This is a genomic window from Streptomyces sp. 3211.6 (assembly GCF_003634815.1).
Lineage (GTDB): Bacteria > Actinomycetota > Actinomycetes > Streptomycetales > Streptomycetaceae > Streptomyces > Streptomyces katrae_A.
This window is the reverse complement of sequence record NZ_RBXC01000001.1, coordinates 2,779,480-2,800,880: the sequence shown is the minus strand read 5'-3', so window position 1 is coordinate 2,800,880 and position 21,401 is coordinate 2,779,480. Positions and strand designations below refer to the sequence as shown.

The window sequence follows — 21,401 nt, the reverse complement described above, 5'->3', positions numbered from 1 at the left end:
GCTACGGGTCGTCCCTCCGCTCCGTACCGGCCGCTCCACGTACGCCACGAAGTCTGCGCCACGTAGCGCCCACACTGGGGACCTTGAACGCTCCTCTTCTTCTCGGTTCCATCCCGAGGGTGACCAGGTGGCCTGGACTGGCCGCGGCGCAGGTCACCTGGTCGCGACCACGTAGACGCTGGCCCATTCGCGCTTCGGGTTGGCCATGGCGGCGTCGAACGGCCACGGCTCGACGGTCTTGAAGCCCGCCTCCGTGAACAGCTGGCAGAGCTTGTCGAGGTCGTAGGCCCAGAGGTGCGGGGTGTACGTGGGGTGGTCGTCCTGGTCGCGGAAGACGTAGTTGATCAGGTCGAGATAGGTATTGATGTCCTGGCGGCAGTTCCGCTTGGCGTACCAGCGGTCGATCATCTCCTCGGCCTGCTCGGGCCTGGCGGGGTACGGGCCGAGGACGAACGATGCGTCCGGGACGCCGGTGATGAGCCGCCCGCCGGAGGCGAGGACGCGGTGAGTCTCGCGGGCGTAGTGCTTGGCAGAGGTCGGGTAGTCGATGTGCTCGAGGAAGTGCTCGGAGAACAGCACCTCCACCGTGCTGTCCTGGAGCGGCAGCCCTTCGCGGACGTCCCACAGCAGGTCGGCCGGCGGTACGGCATCGATGTTGAAGAAGCCGTCGATACGGTGGGCGCCGCCGCCGACCTGGACGTTCTTCGGGGCCGTGTCGATCCGGCCGCTGGGAAAGGCCCTCTGGCTGACCCTGTGGTACCGGCTGAGCTCGATCTCCTTGGCCGCGGCCCGGAGCGTCCGGGCCAGGCCGTGTGTGGTCGCGGGGTCGGCGAGGAGCGTGGTGATCTGCTCGCCGAGGTGGTCGATGGAGGTGCCGTTCGTGCGGTGGGCGTTCATCGGAGCGGTGTCCTCTCGCATCAGGCGGTGCCAGCGGCCGAGGCGGTCCACTGGTTGTTGCGCATGAGCGTGTACTTGATGTCGACCAGGCGCGGGGCGATGGTCAGATTGAGCTCCTCGGCGGGCTGGAGGTGGCCGCTGTCGTCCTGCTCAGCTCGCCAGACCCGGTACGCCAGGTCGGGGTACGCGGGGTTGATACCGATCTCGCCCTTCGGGACGGTCCCGTTGAAGGGCGTGATGATGTCCATGTGGTTCCAGTAGTTCCACGCCTGCAGCGCCTTGTGCTGGTCGAAGTAGAAGTAGAAGTCCGGGTACCGGCCGAAGGTGCGCAGCTCGCGGTGGATGAGGTGGCCGAGGAGTGGCCCGAGCTGGGTGGAGAGGCTGTCGAACTCCCAGCGGGTGCGGTGCCAGGCTTCGGGTACCTGCCCGGGCGTGAAGAGGCGGACCGCGACGAGGTGGCTGATCCGCTCGGTCAGGTAGCTACGGGCGTGGCGCACGTCGATGCCCGGGTCGATGCGGGCGAGGAGCGTGGCCAGGTCAGCGGGCGACGGCCGGAACTTGGCCAGGTCGAACTTGCCCGCCATGTCCGGGAAGGACGCGAACAGCATCTCTTTGTAGAGCCAGTTGTCGAACTCGCCGCGCTCGGCCCGCTCGCGCGTACCAGGGGTGGCGGAGTGCAGCATCAGGTACTCGGCCAGAGCCTCGAAGTACACATAGCCGAGGATCGGCAGGCGGGGGATCGTCTCGTCCAGCAGCCGCAGAAACCTATCGGACTGGACGATCGCGCCCTGGTAGGCGACGGCAGCCGCCAGGGCGAGGAAGGCTGTGGAGTTCTTGATCCGGCTGACGATGGTCTCGCGCAGCTGGTGGCGTTCAGTCTTGGAGAGCAGGTACTCCAGGCGGCTGTAGATCTGGAGGTGGATCGAGCCGAGGCGGAGGTAGTCCACGCCGGCCAGCCCCCGGTACGCCTGCGACGGGAGAGTCACTTCGAAGATCAGCGGCGTGGGCGTCCGCCCCGAGGCGTTGGCCTTGGCGGCGAAGGCAGGGGCTTCCTTGGTCAGGATGTACTCGCCGAGGTTGTGCATGTGGAAGCCGCGCTCGGTTGCTGTGAGGGGCGCGCAGTAGACGCTGCCGACCAGGCAGCCACCGGAGGGGTAGAGCGTGCCGTGCTTGCTGATCTGCTCCAGGGCGTGCGTGACGTGGAGGAGGTGGAGTTTGCCGTCCCCGCTCAGCGCGCGGAAGAGGGCGTTGTCCCGAAGCAGCCGGCCGTTGGGGGTAAAGGCCAAGCGATCCTCCCACGCCGCGATCTGGCCCGCGAGCGGATCCTGGACGTCGGCGGGGCTCGGGATGAGCGTGGTGTCGAAGAACGCGTGGGCGTCGGCCCACTGCTCGTAGGCGTCGAGGAAGTCCATCAGCTGATCAGCTCCAGCTGAGCCAGCCCGGTGAACACGGCGTCCGCGCTGCTCGCCCCCGCCAGCCACGCCGACTCGGAGCGGATGACGAGCTCGAAGGCGGTGGCGCGTAAGTCGTCGAACGCCTCGCAGCGAACCTGGGCGGGGTCAGGCCACCAGGTGAGCTTGGGCAACCGGTAGCGGTCCAGAGCGTCGGCGGCCTTCAGCAGATCGCTGATCGTCTCGGCGCGTCTGTGGTCTGTGTGGTCGTCCGGGGAGAAGTGCTCATACGGCACGTCGTGGAGGCGGACGGCCGTGCCGGCAGCGGCGATGCGGCTTGGTGTAGGGGTGAGCCCGAAGTGGCTCCAGACGGTGTCGGCGTTGCCAGTGAGCCAGATGGCTGCCCGGGCGCCGTGGCCGCGGTCGTCCTTGTCGTGGAGGCGGCGGCAGTCATGGACCGCCGCGGCCAGGACGAGAGTGGCGGTGTCGTTGTCGCTGAGCCCCCTGGCCTCGGCCAGGAGAGCCGCCAGGGCGGCGGTCCGCATGGCGTGCCTGACGCCGTGGAGGGAGTCATGGCATTTGGCCTCGGCCAGCCAGTCGCCGGGGATGGCCGCGCGCGTCACGAGCCCCTGTGGATGCGGCCGGAGGGTGGGAGGAGGCGGGCCGTCGGGGAAGTCCGGCCGGTTGACGGTGATCCAGCGGACGGTGGCGGGATCGGTGTACTGGTGGTGCGGGAGCTGCTTGCGTGCAGCCAGCTCGACCAGCCTGCCAGCCGGCGAGGTCGTGCTCATCGGGCCCACCTCCTCGTGGTGGTCTACGAAGCGGATGGCTAGCGGGCGGGCGCGGCGACGGTGGCCGCGTCCCTGTCCTTGCGCTCCTGCTCCGCGGCCTCGAAGGCGGCCGTGAAGTCGGCGAGCTCCTGCTCGGTCATCAGGCGTACGCCGAGCTCGTCGGCGACGTTGCGGATGCGGGCGGCGGCCTCCTCCTGCGCCGTGGCACCGGCGGCCTCGTCCAGGAGCACCTCGAACTCGGCGTGGTGGCCCCAGGCCTCGCTCCACTTCACGGCGATTTCGACGCCGCGGAAGCGGAAGTTGTGTCGCTGGTTGAACGCTTGGTGCATGGTGCCTTCAAAGCCGAGGGCGTTGAAGATCCGTACCGCGGCCGGCACGTCCTCGCGGCCGATGGCGATCTCCGTTTCGGGGAACGCGGCGCCCTGGCCGATCTTGCTGGCCTTGAGCGTGACCTTCGCCGAGCCGGCGGCCACGTTGTCGGTGACCTTCAGCAGCTGGTCCGGGAGCACGTAGAAGAAGATATTCTTGTCGTCGCAGCCGAGGTCCTCGGCCTCCGCCGTGAGGCGGTCGATGAGCTGGTCGTAGGCGTCCTTGTCGAACCGGGCGCGCATCTCGATCTCGATGGCCACAGGGGCTCCCTTCCGGAATCGGGCATGGGTGATTCGCCCGAGCCAGGCCATGCATGGGGATGGCTCAGTTGGATGCGATGTGTGGTTGATCAGCGAACGGCGGGGTGCGGTCCGCGGCCGCGTGCCGCACCGCCGCCGTGGTTGTACGTCAGTCGAGGTCGCCGAAGCGGTCGCGTACGACGCCCTCGTGCAGGTAGTTCGGCAGCGGGACGCCGCCGACGGACACCCGCTTGGTTGCGACGTCGCCCTCCGTCTCGTCCGGGAAGCCGGCCAGCAGCGTCAGGCACTGCTTGGCCCACTCGCGGGACTTGGCCCAGTCGCCGATGTCACGGCTGCGGGTGGCGAGAGCGAAGGCGGTCTCCGCCGCGGCCCAGAGGTCGGTGGCCAGCTCCTGCTGGAAGACGTTCTCCAGCTCGGCTACGGAGGCGACGCGGGTCGGGTTGGTCATGATGCCTTCTCTCCTACGGTGGTGCCTGGTGGTGTTCAACGCGTCGACAGCCGATAGGTGACATCGGTCCGGGCTCAGTACGTGAAGATCTCCGCGAGGGTGCGGTAGTCGTGGAGCTCGTCCTTGTCGAACCAGAGGTCCACCTCCATGTCGGCCTCCTTCTTGTTGCCCGAGGCGTGGACGAGGTTCGCCACGGCCTTCCCGGAGGCGGCGCTGGCGCCGCGGCTGTAGTGGGAGAAGTCGCCGCGGATGGTGCCGGCGGGGGCCTCGTTCGGGTACGTGCTGCCGACGATCTTCCGGACCGTCGCGACGGCGTCGAAGCCCTCCAGCACGAGCGCGATGACCGGGCCCTGCTGCATGAAGGTCGCGGTGAGGTTGTAGACCTCCGGGCCGAGCCGCTCCTCCAGGTCGAAGTAGTGGCGCCGGGTGAACTCGGCGTCCATCTGCTTCATCTTGATGCCGACGATCTTCAGCGACGCGTCCTCGAAGCGGGCGATGATCTTCCCGCTGAATCCGCGGACCATCGCGTCGGGCTTGAGGAGCACGAGCGTGCGCTCCACGGTGTTTTCCTGATCCTGGGCCATCGATTCCCTTTCAGCTCTCAGGCAAGCCATATGACGGGCGCTCAGCGCCTCGTCCGCCAGAGGTTACCGGCGCCGAAACCCCCTTCTGTGCCAGTTACTTGACCGATAGAAGGGTTATCAGCCAAGTGGCCGAGACTCCCGCCCGATGAGCACCCAGTGCAGCTGCTCCAGGCGGAAAACGCACTTCTTGCACGCGTGGATCTCGGCCGTGACGTCGCCCACGACGATGGAGCCGATGACGGTCACCTCGACATCAAGCCGTTCGCAGCGGAAGCAGTTCCCGCTTGCCCACTCGAACCGCTGCCACAGTTGCTGAGGCTTCACGCGGCCGGATCGCCGTGGGCCGGCCGGAGGCCATCGATCGGCGCCGTCCACTTCTTCCCGCCGCCTTCCGGCCGCAGCCAGGCACTGGTAGGCGGCCTCTCGGAGTAGTAGGGCCACGGCTGCACCTCACCCCGGCGGCCGGTGCCCGTGTCGATCACGAGCGCGCGGACCGTGAGCCACTCCGGCAGTGAACTCCAGCCGGCCGCGGCTTCGACGGTCACGGGGCGCTGCGATACGGCCTGGACCGCTCCTTCAGGATCTTGCGGTGCGGGCGTCATGGCTGGGCCATCTCCGATCTCTCTGCCTGAAGAAGACGGGCGGAACGGACGAGCATCATTCGCCAATGCCAGTCGATGCAGAACGAGTTGTTCGCATCTCACAGCGGTGTTCACGGTCTGCTGCGACAGTAGCCAGGACGCCCGGTGACACGCCGGAAAAACTTTCCGGGGTTCACTTCGGCCACGAGGTGATGATCAGGACATGCGAGGTATGATAGAGAACCTGACCATCGGCGAGCGCGTCGCCTGGTACCGGCGCCGACGTGGCCTCTCCCAAGAGGTACTGGCTGGCCTTGTCGGCCGTACCACGGACTGGCTGAGCAAAGCGGAGAACAACCGAATCGAGCTCGATCGCCTCTCGGTGATCACCTCACTCGCCGGAGCCCTCGACGTCTCGCTCGGAGACCTGCTTGCCGAGCCGGCGCTCATGGAGTGGTCAGCCGACAGCGGCCACCGGACGGTTCCCGCGCTGCGCGAAACGCTGATGGACTACAAGCAGCTCGCCCCTTTACTCGGAGTCGCCAGCGGCGAGGAACCACCCGATCTGCAGGACCTCCGAGGCAACGTCAGCGACGTGCTCGACGCCTACCAGGCATCTCGGTACGGCTTCGCCACCCGACGTCTCCCCCTTGTCCTGGCTGATGCCCTCGCCGCGTCCCGCGCCTACACGGGGCGCGAGGCGGAGGAAGCCCACGCCTTGCTCGCTCTCGCCTACCACGGGGCGGCCATGGTGCTGGGCAAGGTCGGAGAGTCCGAGCTGGCGTGGATCGCCGCCGACCGCGGTCTGGCAGCAGCGCAGCGCAGCGGCCGCAGTGAAATCACGGGATCGCTCTTCCGAGCGGTCACGCACTGCCTCCTGGCCACCGGACGCTTCAAAGCCGCAGTCCAGCTGGTGAACGACGCGGCAGCCGTCATGCAGCCCGAGCTCGGCAACGCCAACGATGAGTACCTCTCGGTGTACGGCACGCTGTTCCTCACAGGCGCGATGGCCGCCGCACGGGCAGAAGACCGGGCGACCACGCAGACCTTCCTCCGCGAGGCGAACGAGACCGCGCAACGGCTCGGCGCCGACGCCAATCACATGTGGACGGCCTTCGGCCCGACCAACGTGGCGATCCACTGCGTGGCCACCGCCGGCGAACTCGGCGACATCCAGATCGCCGCGGACCTGGGCTCACGAATCGACACGACCGCCCTGCCCGTGGAGCGGCGCGTACGGCACAGCCTCGAAGTCGCAAGGGCGCTCAGCTCCTGGAACCGCACCGACGAAGCCGTGGCCGTCCTACTCGAAGCGGAACAGGCCGCCCCCGAGCAGGTACGCCACCACTACCTGAGCCGAGAACTGGTCATCGGCTGGATACGCGGCACCAGAGGCCGGCCTGCCCATCCCGTCGCAGACCTGGCCCGCAGGCTGGGCATCGTCGTGGGCAGCTAGAGTCCGATCCGTGAGCGAGAACGAGCACGAAGCGAAGATGGCCCGCCCCCGCATGGCAGCCGGCGCTCTCTTCTTCGACGAAGCCGATCGAGTCCTCCTCGTCGAGCCGTCCTACAAGGACTACCGAGATATCCCAGGGGGCTACGTCGAGGAGGGGGAGTCGCCCCGGCAAGCCTGCGTGCGCGAGGTCCAGGAGGAACTCGGCATCGCACCGCACATCGGCCGCCTACTGGTCGTCGACTGGGCACCGAACCCCGGAGAGGGAGACAAGGTCCTCTACCTCTTCGAAGGCGGCTTCCTGAGCACAGATGACCGCCGACAGATCGCACTGCAAGCCGACGAGCTCCGCGGCTACGACTTCCACAACGCCGACCAGGTAGCGGAGCTCACCATCCCTCGCCTGGCGCGCCGAATTGCCGCCGCCATCCACGCACGAGCATCCGACCTGACTGCCTATCTGGAGCAGGGGGAGCTGCCGGCGACGGGGACCTGACAATCGGCAGAGGCTGACGCCGTAGGCGGCCGATGGCAGCCCCACCTTCACCTCGGAGCCGCTGGCTCAGCGCGCATTCTGAGCAAGCATCCAGACCACGGTGCTGCAGCTGGCTTGCCTTGGCAAGCGAGGATGCCGGGCGGGTGCCACCGGATTCCGGTTCACCGCCCCGACGGCGCCTCCACAGAGGGAGTGTCATCGGAGCAACCGTTGCACCGCACATCGGAGTGATCTTTATTTGTGAAGTATGGGGACGAGTCACCACATCCTTGAGAGCAAGCCTGACCGGAACAGGTACATAGCCGGGCACTCGCCGTTAGGCTCTCACTGGTCAGGGCGCTCGTCGTGGGGGATAGGCCGCTGAACGTGGTGGCCTGACACTCGGACGGGGCTTGGGGGGACCATGGCAGTCGCATTACCTGAGAAGGGCCGACAGGTACGCGTGGACGGCGCACTGGTTACCGTGCGCGATGCCGAACACGCCGGTGACGGCACTATTGAGCTGTTCGTGGTTGATGCCGCTGGGGCCCCTCAGCGCATCCTGTTGACCACTGCCCAACTCGTAGCTGGTCTCGTTCCCGTCAACGATCGGGGTGGCGACCCGGACAGGGCGCTGACTGGCTTATGGGGCCGCTGGATGCAGCACGCTGTTCCGCGCATCCGCTCCGCGGTGCTGGCGACTCGCCCCTTGAAGCCCTTCGCCCATCAGGATGAAGCTGTGCATGGACACATGCTCACCCAGCCGCGCCTCCGGTTTCTGCTCGGAGACGAGCCTGGGACCGGCAAGACCATCATGGCCGGTATGTACCTAACCGAGGGGCGCCGCGTCGGCCTTGTCCAGGGTCGAGCGGTGATCATCGTTCCTGCGCACCTTGTCACGAAGTGGGAGCGAGACCTCCAGCGTCTCTTCGGGGTGACGGCCAAGCGCATCACGGCAGCGATAGCCGCAGACCCGGCCGATCTGGACCCTCGCTACGACACATGGCTCGTCTCGCTGGACCTCTTCACCCACAATGGTGAGGTTCGCCGGAAGGTGGCAGGATCACACAGTTCCTGGTCGCTCGCCATCTTCGATGAGGCCCACCGCCTCACGCCGACGAGCCAGTTTCTTGCCGCGGCACGCCAAGTAGGCGACTGCTCCCACCACTTGCTCCTAATGACGGCCACGCCACATCGCGGCAAAGAGCACTACTTCCGCGGTTTGATGAACTTGCTTGATCCCACGCTGTATCCGTGGGATCCACGCAAGACCGACTATGAGACTGCGCTCGTTCCCTCGAAGCTGTCGTTCTTGCGTCGCATGAAGGAAGACCTCGTCGGACATGACGGGTCGAAGCTGTTCAAGCAGCGATTCTCCGAAACAATTTCGGTGGATCTCAACCCATATGAGTCAGCCGTGTACGACGCGGTGATGGACTATGTGGAGACGTTCTACGCGGACTCGGCCACGTTGGCACGCTCGATCTACGGTAAGCGGGCTGCATCGTCGCTGTCCGCGGTTGCCGCGACATTGCGTCGTCGCCAGGCCTCCCTCATGGGTGCTGCTCATGAGCGGACCCAGCCGGTTCCTCCGGAGGGACTCATCACGGTGCACGGCCTCGGTGCTGCTGCGGACGACGACGAGGCCTGGGCGCGGGCAGAGACGGCCCTCGTTGCCGCCCGAACTAAAGACAAGCCCCGAGAGCTGTCCGAAGTGGCAACGCTCCTCGAAACGGTGACTCGGGCAGAGGCCGCCCAAGCGCCAGCGAAGTGGTCTCATCTGATGCAGTTAATGGAGCGCCATGGCCTTCGCCAAGGCGAGGGCCAGCTCCTGGTCTTCAGCGAGTTCTCTGACACTGCGCGATGGCTCCAGGCGCGCTTCGAGGAGGCGGGGTTCAGCTCGCGCGTCCTCGAGGGGTCCGTCGACCACACAACTCGCGATGCGCTGCAGGAGGACTTTCTGGCAGGTGAGTTCCAAGTCCTGGTATCCACCGATGCTGGCGGCGAGGGGATCGACCTCCAGTCCGCTTACGTGATGGTTGACTGGGACCTGCCTTGGTCCATGGTCCGCCTTGAGCAGCGCATGGGCCGACTGCACCGAATCGGACAAGAGAATCCTGTTTACGTCTATCACCTGGTCGCTCCGCACACGAGGGAGGGGCGCGTCCAGCAGGTGATGCTGACCAACCTCGAGAACGCAGGAAAATCTCTTGAAGGCAAGGTCTACGACTTACTGGATGCCACGGCCGATCGCGCTGGCTTCGACTGGGGCAAAGCAATGCTGGATGCTCAAGCGGGCCGAGAAGTCGTCGTTCCTGACACGCAGACACTGATCGCTTCGGCCCAGGCGCTCGTCGCCGAGGAGCGGAGTTTGGCCACCCCAGCCAACGTCTCCGAAGCCTTGGAGAGGTTTGCAGCAGACCGGCTTGAGGCCATCAACCCGATCATTGTCGAAGCGATGGTCGAGCAGATTGCCCGCACCGAACGTTGGCGAGTAGGGCCCGGTCCCGCCAAGGGCATTCGGGAAGTTGCTGCGGCCCTCGCACCATTACCCACGGCTTTGGGTGGCATGTGGCACGCCTATGTGGCTGCGGCCGGTGACTCCGTACGGCAGGCGATTAACGACGGCGCCACTGGCCTCGACGACGTGATCGTGCTCGGTCCTACTGAGGAGCCCTTTCAGGAGCTCGTGGCACACGCGCTGGCCCTCGGCGAAGCGGACCTGGTCCGCGGATCGACGCTGGTCGACAGTGGTTCGCTGACTTCGTACGTGCTGACCCTGTTTGATGCGGACATCCAGGTACACGACGGCCGTACCAGGATCATTCGCAAGGCTCCGTTGCTCATCCGGTGTTCCCTCGGGCAGGCGATACCCGTGGCGTGGGACTCTCTCATGAAGTTGCGCGCACCAGCCTCCGAGGACCCGGCAGCGGGAGGTACTGAGTCGCTACCGCCTGCGGTTCGCCACGATGCGCATGAAGCAGCCCGTGAAACCCTGCGGAGCCAGGTTGCAGTCCTCGTAGACGAGCGTCGGGCCTGGATAGCTGCCGCCCGTTCTCAGCTGGATGCCACCCAGTACCGGTTCGAAGAGTCGATCGCAGACCGCCCGCTCGACGAGCGGCGTTCTCTGCTCGAGCAGTTCGCCGTGGCGAAGTCGTCGCGGGCGGCTGTCCTCGAGGACATTGCCGGCGTTACGGCTAGCTCTGTACGACTTGTCGGCTGGGTGAGTGTGACGGGCGGAGCGCGGGTCGAGACGTTGGGATACGACCCGGACGCAGAACAAGTGGCAATCACCACTGTCGTCACTGAGCTCGAACGTCTGGGTTACGACGTCGATGACCGGCAGAGCTCTGGCTTGGGATATGACCTTTACGCCCGCCACCGGGTGACCCGAGAGCAACGGCTCATCGAGGTGAAGGGGCAGAGCGGCCCTCTAAGGGCTGTCTGGCTGGAACAGAATGAGTGGGCGCAGGCCCAGCAGCGTACAGATGCGTACTGGCTCTACGTAGTCATCAACTGCGCGGCTACTCCATTCGTCATCCTACGGCAGCAGGATCCTGCTGCCGCTCTCAGCGGACATCGGCGCGTCGAACGCTTCCAGATTCCGCTCTCTGAGCTCAACAGACTGATTGGAGACCAGTAGTGACAGCCGGATCTGTCGTGAACTCAGCGACGGGCATCGACCGTTCTGCATCGTCGGTGCAGGGGAATTCGGCCCCCGATACGACGGCACGCATGATTGACACCTGGTTTCCCTGTGCCGAAGTTGACTTGGCCGTCACTACTCCAGCAGGTTCTGGGCGAAGCGAGAAAGCCCTGTTTACCTGGTTCGCATCGAGGCCCATTGCTCAAGCACGAGCAGCAGTGCTCTGCGCTTTGCTAGCTGATACACCTCAGAACCGGACCGACGTCAAACTCGCAGTGAAGTCCGGCGATGCTGGCGCGTTGGCTAGGCTCCGGGAGCAAGTGGCGGCCCAGTATCCGAGCAAACCGCCTGTTGTCCTCGACATGTTCTCGGGGCGCGGAATTATTCCGCTTGAGGCTGCAAGGGCTGGGGCAACCGCTGTCGGTACGGACCTCTCGCCGGTGGCTACCTTGGCGGGCAAGCTGCTGGGCGATTACCCATTGCGTGATTGGAGCAACGAGCCGCGGATCTCATATGCGGGGGTCGGTGATGAGAAGCGCCATGATCCGAATGGTCCGGCCGAGGCTCCTGGCGACTGGGCTTCGGAGACTCTGTCGCTCGACGGGATCGCAGTGGAAGAGCCGCGGCTGCTGACCGATGTGCGATCTGTACTGGCTGAAGTCGGCCGGCGGGTTGCAACCGAGGTGGCCGCCTTGTACCCGGGGAATCAGGCGCGCGGAGGAGCGTTGCCGTGGGCGTATCTCTGGGCCGTCACGATTCCATGCGACGGCTGCAGGCGGCGCTTCCCGCTGCTCGCCTCCATGGCGCTGCGCCATCCCTATGGGCGTACTGGGGACCAAGGGCAGGCGATGCGCCTTCTTGCCGACGGTGACGTTTGGAAGATTGAGATTCACAAGGGAGTGCCGTCGCAGAAAGGAACATTCACAGCCCCAGACGGAAAGCGGGGCAAGTCGGCGCATTGCCCATTCTCGACATGCGGTCACGTGCACACACTCGACGTTGTCAAGGCTAAGGGGTTCGCTGGTCAGTATCGGGATGCAATGCTGGCTGTAGGTGAGACTGATCCTGACAGCAATCAGAAGATTTTTCGAGTACCACGGGACGAGGAAATCGCGGCTGCGGATTCCGCCGATCCTGCGAGTCTTTCGCCAGTCAACGGACATCGTGCTGTACCCGATGAAAGTATTCCGGAAGGTAACAAGGATAACGTACGTGGAAGTGGCTACGGCTACTCGACATACGGATCGTTGATGAACGACCGGCAAGCCGTGCTGTTTGCCACTACGGCGCGCGTCATATCTGACGTCCATCGTGATCTGGCTTCCATCGTGTCGAGTGACTACGCTGCCGCACTTGCGAGTTACGCCGCCAGCAACATTATGCGTCAGATTCGACGAAGCACTCGAGGTGCCGGTCTTTTGTCTCACGGAAATAGGAGCGGTGCGGCTCAGAATCGTTGTCAGGCGGCTGACATGTTTTCGTCGCAGTCTGTCGTGAAGCACCAGTTCGACTACCTCGAAGCTGGTCCTGGGGAGGGGCCCGGCACGTGGTCCTCCGTTTCTGCCAGTCTTGTGAATGCGCTGAAGAAGATCTTGGGTGAGACGCATGCCTCGGGTCGTCCAGGACGATTTCGTCGGGCGTCGGCGGTTGCCTTGCCATTCAGGGATGCCACCGTGGATGCCCTGGTATGCGACCCTCCGTATTACGACATGATCGCCTACGCGGATTCGTCAGATCTCTTCTATGTGTGGTTCAAGCGCGCCTTGAGAAATGCGATGCCGGAACTCTTCGACGGCAGCGCAGAGGGCTCTGATGGGCTGCAGGACAAGGCCGAAGAAATCATCGTGAAGGGGCGGGGAGCCAAGGGGGCCGGTGACCACAGGTCGAGCGAAGAGCGTTATGAGGCCATGCTGGCCAGGTCGTTCACTGAGGCGCGACGCGTCCTCAAGCCTGACGGGCATCTCACGGTGATCTTCGGCCACTCGGACCCGGAGGCGTGGAAGAGATTGCTCTCCGCATTGACAGATGCTGGGTTCGTCGTAACGTCTTCTTGGCCTTCGAGGACTGAAACCGCGGTCACGGGTGTGGCCACAATCTCCGTCACTGTGTCGATCGGTGCACGTGTCGCACCCAGGCGCCGACCGATCGGAATCGCCGCTCAGGTGGACGCGGACGTCGTTGCTGACGTCAAGGCCCGTTGTCGTGGTTGGGACACTGACGGCCTTGCGCTGGAAGACCAGCTCATGGCGTCGTACGGTGCGGCACTCGCGATCGTGGGTCGCTATGAGCGTGTCATCACCCCGAGCGGCGAGCAGGTTCCGCTTGAGCACTACATGACTCTGGCGCGTCGTGCAGTTCGAGATGCAGTCGCTCTACGACTGGATGAGCTGCCCTTGGAGACGTTCGATCCGCACACGCGCCTGGCGGTCTTCTGGCACGAGCTCTACGGTCGCGCGGATGTACCGAAGGGGGAGGCTCGGTTCTTCGCTCAGTCGGATGATCTCCGCCTTGAGGATTTGCGTGGTCCGATCCTCCTGGAGACCAAGGCGGGATACAGGCTGCGCCATGACGCCCCCGAGAAGGTTGCACCCTCATCGAGCGTGTACGAGGTGATCCGTGCGATGGCGGCCCAGTGGTCGTCAGGAACTGAGGCAGTTGCAGCGGTCATCGCTGACGCAGAGCTGTCGCCCACCGACGCTCATCTGTGGGCGGTCGTGGACTGGGTCGCCGCCAAACTTCCAGGTTCGGACCCCGTTGCGGTTGCCCTTGCCGCTATCAAACGCAATCGCGGCACTGTGCAGGCGTCTGCCGCTGTCACGCCCACCGCAGCAGCCGCTGTGCCGCACCCTCGCAACCAGACCAGCCTCTTTTAGGAGATGACGTGACCGCTACCACACCTCCCGTCGCTCACTGGGCTGACGTTCTGACGCTGAGGGATGAAGTTCGCCAGACCGAAGGATCAGTGGGCGAGCTTCAGATGAGCCTTGCCAAAGCGGTTTACCAGACCGTGCCTGTTCCGTATGCAGATTGCGGCTATTACACGGACATCACTCAGCCGACGCCAAAACTCGTCGGGTTCCTCGGTCGTGTAGCCCGCCGGCTCGGTGTGAGCCATCTCGATGCCCAGGCGTGCTTCCACCTCGACCAGGGGATGGGTGGAGGTAAGAGCCATGCTCTGGTGGGGATCTGGCACATGATCAGTCGCCCGGACGCGTTCTTTGCTTCCGAACTGGGGCTGGCGGTGAGTGCAGAAGCGGGCGCAGGACAGCACGCCGTTGACCTGTCGCGAGTGCTTCCGGTCATTTTGACGTGCGATGGAATGTCGCCCGGCAAGACGGATCCTCGTTTCGGTCCCGCTACGGATCTCTTCGGCCGCTTTATCTGGCTCCTGTTCGCGGATAGCCCGAACAGGATGGACCGTTATCAGCATTACAGTGGTCTGGGTGCGAATAAGGCGACTTTGCAGGCCGCGTTTGCTGAGGTTGATCGCCCAGTTCTGGTTCTCGTAGACGAACTCATGGACTACGCGATGGCGCTCACCGACGAGAGCGCCATCGGTGGAATGCCGGGCGAGCAAGCATTTCTGAATGCGCTGACTGACGCCGTGGATGACCAGGCTGGCGTTGCTCTTGTGCTCGTCATGATTAAGAGCGAGGAAGACCAGAGTGGCTATCATCCCGCAGCCGTGGCTTTTCGCGATTACCTCAGTCCGCGTCTGCAGCGGAACGGGGAGACGGTAACGGTAACCGAACCGTCCGATTTTGCACAGATCATTCGTCGCCGCTTGTTTACTCAGGCTAAGACTGATGATGTCGCGGTCTCCATAGCTTCCGCGTTCACGGCTGCCGGCCATAAGGGGGCGTGGAAAGATCAGGTATACGCGCCGCTGGGAAGTAAGCGTACGCTGGCTGGACTGTCGGAGCGTGTTACAGAAACATATCCGTTCCACCCGGATCTGTTTGCCCTGGTGAGCAAGGAGTGGACCGTCGTCCAAGCCTTCCAGCGGGTGCGTTCAACTGTCTCAATCTTTGCTCGCACTGCCCTCTTCTGGAGTGACGAACACAAGGCGGGGCGCTGGGCTCCCGCCCTCATCGGTGTGGGCGACATACCGCTGCACACCAGCGCACTGGAGGCACTTCTCTCGAGTGGTGTCCTTGCGGGGAATGATCGTGCGATTCAGGGCTACCGAGCTGTAGCGACCACTGACATTGTCAACACTGGCGCCGGCGGTGGTACGGCGTTCGTTCTCGACGCTGCCCTGAAGGCCAGTGGAGTGGATGCCGGACAGCCCGTCCCTGCGTTGCGGATGGGCACTGCCTGCCTCGCTTACAGCCTGGTACCCCGCCCTCGCGCAGTCCGGGGGGCCACCAAGGCCGAACTGCTGGCCGCGGTTGCGGGGCCTGGGGTGGACTACTCCGCCGCCGAGGAGGTATTCAACGCCCTGGTAGCGAGCCCGGCTGAGGGAGGGCTTGGGGCCCTTGAGCGGAGTCGGCCAGGCAGGGGACCTGAGCGTTTCTATCTGTCCATCAAGCAGACGCTGAACATGTACCACGCGAATGCTCTGTCGATGGTCAGCGGCGAAGAGTCAGCCGACACGGTGTGGGTGCGCGCGCAAGCACTTGCGGAGAAGCACAGCTTCACGGCGCTTCACAAGCTGGCTCGTCCCGAGCACGAAGCTTCTGCAGCCGCCGCGTTTGCTGGACTGGATTCTCAGCAGACCAGGCTCGTTGTACTCGACCCGCGTCGTTGGACGCTGCTCAACGGCAGAGACCAGGCAACTCGCGCTGACATCGACGTCGCGTACGGAATTTCTCCAGGCTTGCCCAGCACCTTCGCAGCCTCGATGGTGATGGCTGTGGCCACCACCCAGCGACGGGACCGTGCTAAGGCTTTCGCCCGCGACTACCTAGCCTGGAATCAGGTTGTCGCTCAATTGGCCGAGGACAGCGAAGAACTAGACGCAGCACGCGAGCGCCGTGATCAAGCGGGTAGGAAGCTTGATGAGGCTGTCGCTTGGGCGTTCCAGCACTACGCGTTTGTGTTGCGGACTGACAGCGGGCTTGCAGTGCAGTACAAGACGCTGCCGGAGCCGCAGACGTCGCTCTCTGGCCGTCACGTATGGGCTGCCCTGGTAGCCGACGGCCGGGCTGTACAGACGAACCAGCTCTCTGCCGAGTATGTGGCGCAGCTCATTACGTCGGGTCAGTATGGGCGGGACCTGACCCCGAAGGAACTGTTCGCGCACCCATACAGCGATCCGACTTGGCCGCTGATCCAAACCGACGAGGAGATGCGTCTGGCGCTGTTCAAGCTGGCCACCTCCGATGAATGGATGCTCACGGACAGCGACGGCGTAGAGATTCGGCCTGCGACCGCGGCGCAGATCCAATCTGCAACTCTGCAGCAGCAGCTTCGGCCGCGGCTGCTCCTGGCACCGCCGGAGCAACGGAACGGGGAGCAAGCTGACACTGTTCGTAGTCCTGCTGCTTCCGCGGCGGCCCCCGAGCGAATTAGTGAGTGCGGTTCGCCGGCCCCTGGAAGCCCTGCCGTCACTGTTCCGGTTCAGGCGGGCCGGGTGACCGAGCCGTCGTTCGAAACCACGGTCATCAGCATCCCTCTTTCGTCGGTGACCGACCCTGCGAAGCGGGAGCAGGTCTGGCACCTGTTGCGTGAAGTGGCGTCGCTCGTCGACCCCGCGAAGTCGAGTCAGAACGATCTTCAGATGGTTGGCTTGCAGATCACGATTTCGGCCGCCACTGGGGAGACGCAGGGCATGCTGGGCAAGGCATCGCAGGTGCCTGGTTCAAGTTCGCGAACAGAGCAGGACGATTTTTAGGTAGCTGAGGCTCGCTCACCTACAGCTCGCGCCGCTCGAGGGCTTTCGAATAGCCGTTCGCGACAGCGCGGCAAGGGGGTGCACAGGGTTCGCCGCGCGTCAGTGGTCCCCGGGATGTCCTGACTGCAACGGGAGGCCGAGCAGGCCTTGAGGCTCCACCCCGAAAGTGCGGGGGTGGAGCCTCTTCGCGTTGGAAGCGGAATCCGCTGCTCGGGAGTTTGGGGCCTGCCCCTGACCGCGGACTACCCGAACTTCGGCGGCCTGGGCGGCCGCGCGAGGACCGTAAGGGGACGCCAAGGGGACACAAGGGCAGGAACAGACAGGCAAAGGCCGAAGCGGTCAATCGCACCGCACGTCGTCTGACCTGGGGAAACGTCAAGAATTCGCACTGGTGCGCAAGGGCCGCCAAGATCCCGAGAGGACTCATAATCCGTCGGCCGTGGGTTCGAGTCCCACCCGCCCCACCACGAGGCCTGTGTCGCAGAAACGTTGCGGCTGGTGCCGTCGGCGTCATCAGTGCCCCGCCCAGTACTCCTGGGCCGGGGCACTTCTGCGTTCCGGGGGTGTGGGGCGCGCCACAACGCGGCGAAGGCGGCCCCGGGGGGCCGCCTTCGGATGCCGGAGAGGGGACGGAGGTCAGTCCCAGCTGATGACCTTCTTGTCCAGGGGCGCCGAGTCCCAGCTGATGACCTTCGCCGTGGCCGGGGCCGAGGCGCGCACGGAGTCCCAGCTGATGACGCCCGGGCCCTGCTCCGTGGCGGTGGCCGTGGTGGTCACGGCGGCGGAGAGGAGGGCGGTGAGGGCGGCGGTGGTGACGAGGCGGGCGGTGCGAGACATGAGATCCCCCGGTACGAGAACGGCTGGCTGGAACAGTGGTCGGCGCGCTGCACCGGTCCGGCCTTTCGGCCCTGGCCTGGGGTGGGGCTCCGTGCCCCGCCGTCCCGGTGAACACCATCCTGCTGGCCCGGAAGCTCTCGCAGAAGGGGTCCGGGGTGGCACCAAGGTGACTGACACCATGGTGCCGCCTGGGGCCTTTGACCTGCACACCTTTAGGATCGGTCGAGCCGTCGGACGGTCGTCCTGCGGTACGGATCGGAGCCGGGGGGCACGGATGCTGGAAGCGCTGGGGCTGGACACGCACGTGGAGGCCGTTTACCGGGGGATGCTCGCGGACCCGGCCGGGGGAGTGGCCGATCTGTGCGTCCGGCTCGGTATGACCGAGGCTCAGGTGCGCGACGGGCTCGACCGGCTCGTGGACCTCGAACTGCTCACCCCGTCCCGGGAGAACACCGGCGGGCTGCGCGCCGTCAGCCCCGAGGCGGGGCTGGAGCAGATCCTGCGCCGCCAGGAGGAGGACCTGCTCCGCCGCCAGCAGGAGCTGGCGCTCAGCAAGGCGGCCGCGGCCCGCGCCGTCGCCGAGTTCGCGGGGCTGCGGCCCAACACCGAGACCGACGGCGCCGAGCGGCTGGTGGGGCTGGACGCCATCCAGTCCCGGCTGGAGGTGCTCGGCCGGGAGCTCACCTCGGAATGCCTGTCGATCATGCCGGGCGGTGCCCAGTCCCAGGCCAGCCTGGACGCCTCGAAGCCGCTGGACGAGCAGGCCCTGGCCCGCGGCATCCAGATGCGGGCCGTCTACCAGGACAGCGCCCGCAACGACCAGGCCACCCTCGCCTACGCCCAGTGGACCACCGACCGGGGCGGCCAGGTCCGCACCAGCCCGGTCCTGCCGCCCCGCCTGGTGATCTTCGACCGGAAGACCGCCGTGGTCCCCATCGACCCCGCCAACTCCCGGCTGGGCGCGCTGTGCACCACCGCCCCCGGCATCGTCGCGCCCCTCGTCACCCTCTTCGAGCAGACCTGGGAGACCGCCGTCCCGCTGGGCGCCGCCCGCGAGCAGGCCCCGGACGCCGGGATCACCGCCGGCGAACGGGAGCTCCTCAAGCTGCTGGCCTCCGGGCTGACCGACGAGGCCGCCGGCAAGCGGCTCGGCGTCTCCCTGCGCACCGTCCGCCGCCAGATGTCGGGGCTGATGGAGCGCCTCAACGCCGCCAGCCGCTTCGAGGCCGGCCTCCGGGCCGCCCAGCGGGGGTGGCTCTGAGACCGGCCCCGGAGGGGGTCAGGCGAGGTCGCTGCGGAACAGTTCCAGCTGCCGGAGCCGGAGTCCCCCTTCCTGACCGGGCCGCTGATGCCGCTGCCGGTGCTGGGCCCGTGCCGCAGGAACGTTTCGGCTGATGCCGTCGGCGTCATCAGTGCCCCGCCCCAGTACTCCTGGAGCCGGGGCACTTCTGCGTGCCGGGGTGCCGGTCGGGGTATGAGGCACGCCACGGCGCGGCGGAGGCGGCAGCGGAATAGGGGGTCGCCGGAGGGGGTAGGGGGTCGCGCCGGTAGGGGTTAACGGGGTCCGGGTGGGGTCAGTAGGTTGCGGCCGACGCGTCCGGATCGCAGAGAGGCCCCCATGGAAGAGATCATCAGCGCTATCCGGGCCACGGATGCCGAGGACGGGGGGCCGGAGTCCGCGGCCTTCGCCGCGCTTCCCGTTCCGGACAGCTACACGGGAAGCGTGCTGCTCAAGGACGAGGCCGGGATGTTCGACGGGCTCGCAGGCGCGGACAAGGACCCCGCCAAGTCTTTGCGTCCGCTCGAGGTGCCCACGCCGCAGCCAGGACCCGGAGAGGTACTGGTCGCGGTCATGGCCAGCGCCGTCAACTACAACACCGTGTGGAGCTCGATCTTCGAGCCGCTGCCGACCTTCGCCTTCCTCGAACGCTACGGGCGTACCGGGGCGATGGCGGCGCGGCACGATCTGCCGTACCACGTGGTGGGCTCCGACCTGGCCGGCGTCGTCCTGAGGGCCGGGCCGGGGGTGGACCACTGGCGGCCCGGAGACCGGGTGGTGGCGCACTGCCTGTCCGTCGAACTGGAGTCCCCGGACGGGCACGACGACACGATGCTTGACCCCGGCCAGCGCATCTGGGGCTACGAGACGAACTTCGGCGGTCTGGCGGAGCTCGCCCTCGTGAAGGCCAACCAGCTGATGCCCAAGCCGGAGCACCTGACCTGGGAGGAGTCGGCGTGCTCCGGGCTGGTGAACTCGACCGCGTACCGGCAGCTGGTCTCCCGCAACGGCGCTCAGATGAAGCAGGGTGACACCGTCCTGATCTGGGGTGCGGCCGGCGGCCTCGGCTCCTACGCCACCCAGCTCGCCCTCAACGGCGGGGCCCAGCCCGTGTGCGTGGTGTCCAGCGAACGCAAAGCGCAGCTGGTGCGGTCCATGGGCGCGGAGGCAGTGATCAACCGGGCCGAAGAGGGCTACCGCTTCTGGAAGGACGAAGACACCCCGGACGTGCGGGAGTGGAAGAGGTTCGGTGCGCACCTGCGCGAGCTGACCGGCGGTGAGGACCCCGACATCGTCGTGGAGCACCCGGGGCGGGAGACCTTCGGAGCCAGCGTGTTCGTCGCCCGCCGCGGCGGAACGGTGGTCACCTGTGCTTCCACTTCCGGCTACCGCCACGAGTACGACAACCGCTATCTGTGGATGCACCTGAAGCGGATCGTCGGAAGCCACTTCGCCAACTACCGTGAGGCATGGGCCGCCAACCGCCTCATCACCAAGGGGCTGGTGCACCCGACCCTGTCCGCGGTCTTCCCGCTGCACGAGGCCGGTCTTGCCGCGGCCGAGGTCCACCGCAACCGGCACGACGGCAAGGTCGGTGTGCTGTGCCTCGCCCCGGTCGAGGGTCTCGGCGTACGCGACCACGAGCTGCGCGAACGTCATCTGGACGCCATCAACCGGTTCCGCACCACCCCCGGGGCGGCAGCCGGCGCCGGCGCGGCACAGGCGGTCCGTGCAGATGGATGACCGCGCCTTCGCCACCGAGTCGGCCGCCCAGGAGGCGACGCGGTTGTGGATCCGGCAGTACCTTCCGGCGCCTGACGCGCCCGTCCGCCTGGTCTGCTTTCCGCACGCCGGCGGTTCGGCGACCTACTACCTTCCCGTGGCGCGGGCGCTGTCCCCCTCCGTGGACGTCCTCGCCGTTCAGTACCCGGGCCGCCAGGACCGGATGCGGGAGCCGTGCGTCGAGTCGCTGCGAGAGCTCGCCGACCTGGTGGCCGAGCAGGTCCTGCCCTGGACCGGGCGGCCGTTCGCGCTGTTCGGCCACAGCATGGGAGCGACGGTGGCCTATGAGGTGGCGAAGCGGCTGGAACGGGAGGGGCGCGAACCCCTGCGTCTGTTCGCTTCGGCACGCCGGGCGCCGTCTACGCACCGCGACGAGACCATGCACCTGCGCTCCGACGCACAGCTCCTGGAGGATCTGCGCAGGACAAGTGGCACGGATCCGCGGCTCTTCGAGGACGAGGGCCTGCTGCAGCTGGTGCTGCGCGCGCTGCGCGCCGACTACAAGGCGGCCGCAACCTACCGGCACACCCCCGGGGACGGGCCGGAGCCGGCCTGCCCGATCACGGCCCTGATCGGCGACCGCGATCCCAAGGCGAGCGTGGACGAGGCGCGGCCCTGGAGCGCGCACACGAGGTCCGCATTCGACCTCCGGGTGTTCGAAGGCGGCCACTTCTTCCTCGAAGATCACGCGTCCGCCGTCATCGATCTGATCGCGGAGGGTATCTCGGAGGGCCGTCGCCGGACGGCGGCGTCGGGCGGAGGGCGCTGACGC

The 21,401-nt window shown here is 66.2% G+C and carries 17 protein-coding genes; 8 read left to right on the top strand and 9 right to left on the bottom strand.

The window, feature by feature from the left end:
- Positions 1–153 precede the first annotated feature (153 nt).
- The 8 genes from BX286_RS12860 to BX286_RS12825 form a co-directional block, all read right to left on the bottom strand.
- A complete protein-coding gene (locus BX286_RS12860; RefSeq protein ID WP_079431712.1) occupies positions 154–897 on the bottom strand; it encodes a methyltransferase domain-containing protein in 744 nt (247 codons plus the stop codon).
- Positions 898–917: 20 nt separating this feature from the next.
- Complete coding sequence (locus BX286_RS12855) at positions 918–2,309, bottom strand: hypothetical protein (RefSeq protein ID WP_079426734.1); 1,392 nt, start codon at positions 2,307–2,309, stop codon at positions 918–920.
- Positions 2,309–3,079, bottom strand: a complete 771-nt coding sequence (locus tag BX286_RS12850; RefSeq protein WP_079426732.1) for a hypothetical protein — start codon at positions 3,077–3,079, stop codon at positions 2,309–2,311. Before BX286_RS12850 ends, BX286_RS12855 begins: the two co-directional genes overlap by 1 nt.
- 38 nt (positions 3,080–3,117) lie before the next feature.
- Positions 3,118–3,708 (bottom strand): hypothetical protein, encoded by a 591-nt coding sequence (locus BX286_RS12845; protein WP_079426730.1) that lies wholly within the window; start codon positions 3,706–3,708, stop codon positions 3,118–3,120.
- Positions 3,709–3,856: 148 nt separating this feature from the next.
- On the bottom strand, positions 3,857–4,156 hold the full coding sequence (locus BX286_RS12840) for a hypothetical protein (RefSeq protein ID WP_079426727.1): 300 nt from the start codon (positions 4,154–4,156) through the stop codon (positions 3,857–3,859).
- A 74-nt stretch (positions 4,157–4,230) separates the two neighbouring features.
- Positions 4,231–4,740, bottom strand: coding sequence for a nucleoside-diphosphate kinase (locus tag BX286_RS12835; protein WP_121015000.1), 510 nt, complete (start codon positions 4,738–4,740; stop codon positions 4,231–4,233).
- 117 nt (positions 4,741–4,857) lie between these two features.
- On the bottom strand, positions 4,858–5,064 hold the full coding sequence (locus BX286_RS12830) for a hypothetical protein (protein ID WP_079426722.1): 207 nt from the start codon (positions 5,062–5,064) through the stop codon (positions 4,858–4,860).
- Positions 5,061–5,285 (bottom strand): hypothetical protein, encoded by a 225-nt coding sequence (locus BX286_RS12825; protein WP_079426720.1) that lies wholly within the window; start codon positions 5,283–5,285, stop codon positions 5,061–5,063. Before BX286_RS12825 ends, BX286_RS12830 begins: the two co-directional genes overlap by 4 nt.
- 268 nt (positions 5,286–5,553) lie before the next feature.
- On the opposite strand from BX286_RS12825, the gene BX286_RS12820 reads away from it, so the two are divergent.
- The 5 genes from BX286_RS12820 (at position 5,554) to BX286_RS12800 (ending at position 16,731) form a co-directional block, all read left to right on the top strand.
- Positions 5,554–6,777, top strand: a complete 1,224-nt coding sequence (locus tag BX286_RS12820) for a helix-turn-helix domain-containing protein (RefSeq protein WP_121014999.1) — start codon at positions 5,554–5,556, stop codon at positions 6,775–6,777.
- Between the two features lie 10 nt (positions 6,778–6,787).
- Positions 6,788–7,270 (top strand): NUDIX hydrolase, encoded by a 483-nt coding sequence (locus tag BX286_RS12815; protein WP_107438253.1) that lies wholly within the window; start codon positions 6,788–6,790, stop codon positions 7,268–7,270.
- A gap of 442 nt (positions 7,271–7,712) precedes the next feature.
- Positions 7,713–10,892 carry a helicase-related protein gene (locus tag BX286_RS12810; protein ID WP_187344133.1) on the top strand — a complete coding sequence of 1,060 codons (3,180 nt, stop codon included), beginning with the start codon at positions 7,713–7,715 and terminating at the stop codon, positions 10,890–10,892.
- Between the two features lie 17 nt (positions 10,893–10,909).
- Complete coding sequence (locus BX286_RS36060) at positions 10,910–13,768, top strand: DUF1156 domain-containing protein (RefSeq protein WP_123995654.1); 2,859 nt, start codon at positions 10,910–10,912, stop codon at positions 13,766–13,768.
- A gap of 8 nt (positions 13,769–13,776) precedes the next feature.
- Positions 13,777–16,731, top strand: a complete 2,955-nt coding sequence (locus BX286_RS12800; protein WP_148710267.1) for a DUF499 domain-containing protein — start codon at positions 13,777–13,779, stop codon at positions 16,729–16,731.
- A 636-nt stretch (positions 16,732–17,367) separates the two neighbouring features.
- On the opposite strand, the gene BX286_RS12795 is transcribed toward BX286_RS12800, so the two are convergent.
- Entirely contained in the window at positions 17,368–17,568 is a 201-nt protein-coding gene (locus BX286_RS12795; protein WP_079426710.1) for a hypothetical protein, read from the bottom strand.
- A gap of 274 nt (positions 17,569–17,842) precedes the next feature.
- On the opposite strand from BX286_RS12795, the gene BX286_RS12790 reads away from it, so the two are divergent.
- The 3 genes from BX286_RS12790 (at position 17,843) to BX286_RS12780 (ending at position 21,398) form a co-directional block, all read left to right on the top strand.
- Positions 17,843–18,829, top strand: a complete 987-nt coding sequence (locus BX286_RS12790) for a LuxR C-terminal-related transcriptional regulator (protein ID WP_079426708.1) — start codon at positions 17,843–17,845, stop codon at positions 18,827–18,829.
- Between the two features lie 357 nt (positions 18,830–19,186).
- Complete coding sequence (gene ccrA / locus BX286_RS12785; protein WP_079426706.1) at positions 19,187–20,590, top strand: crotonyl-CoA carboxylase/reductase; 1,404 nt, start codon at positions 19,187–19,189, stop codon at positions 20,588–20,590.
- Positions 20,583–21,398 (top strand): thioesterase II family protein, encoded by an 816-nt coding sequence (locus BX286_RS12780; RefSeq protein WP_079431710.1) that lies wholly within the window; start codon positions 20,583–20,585, stop codon positions 21,396–21,398. Before ccrA ends, BX286_RS12780 begins: the two co-directional genes overlap by 8 nt.
- Positions 21,399–21,401 lie beyond the last annotated feature (3 nt).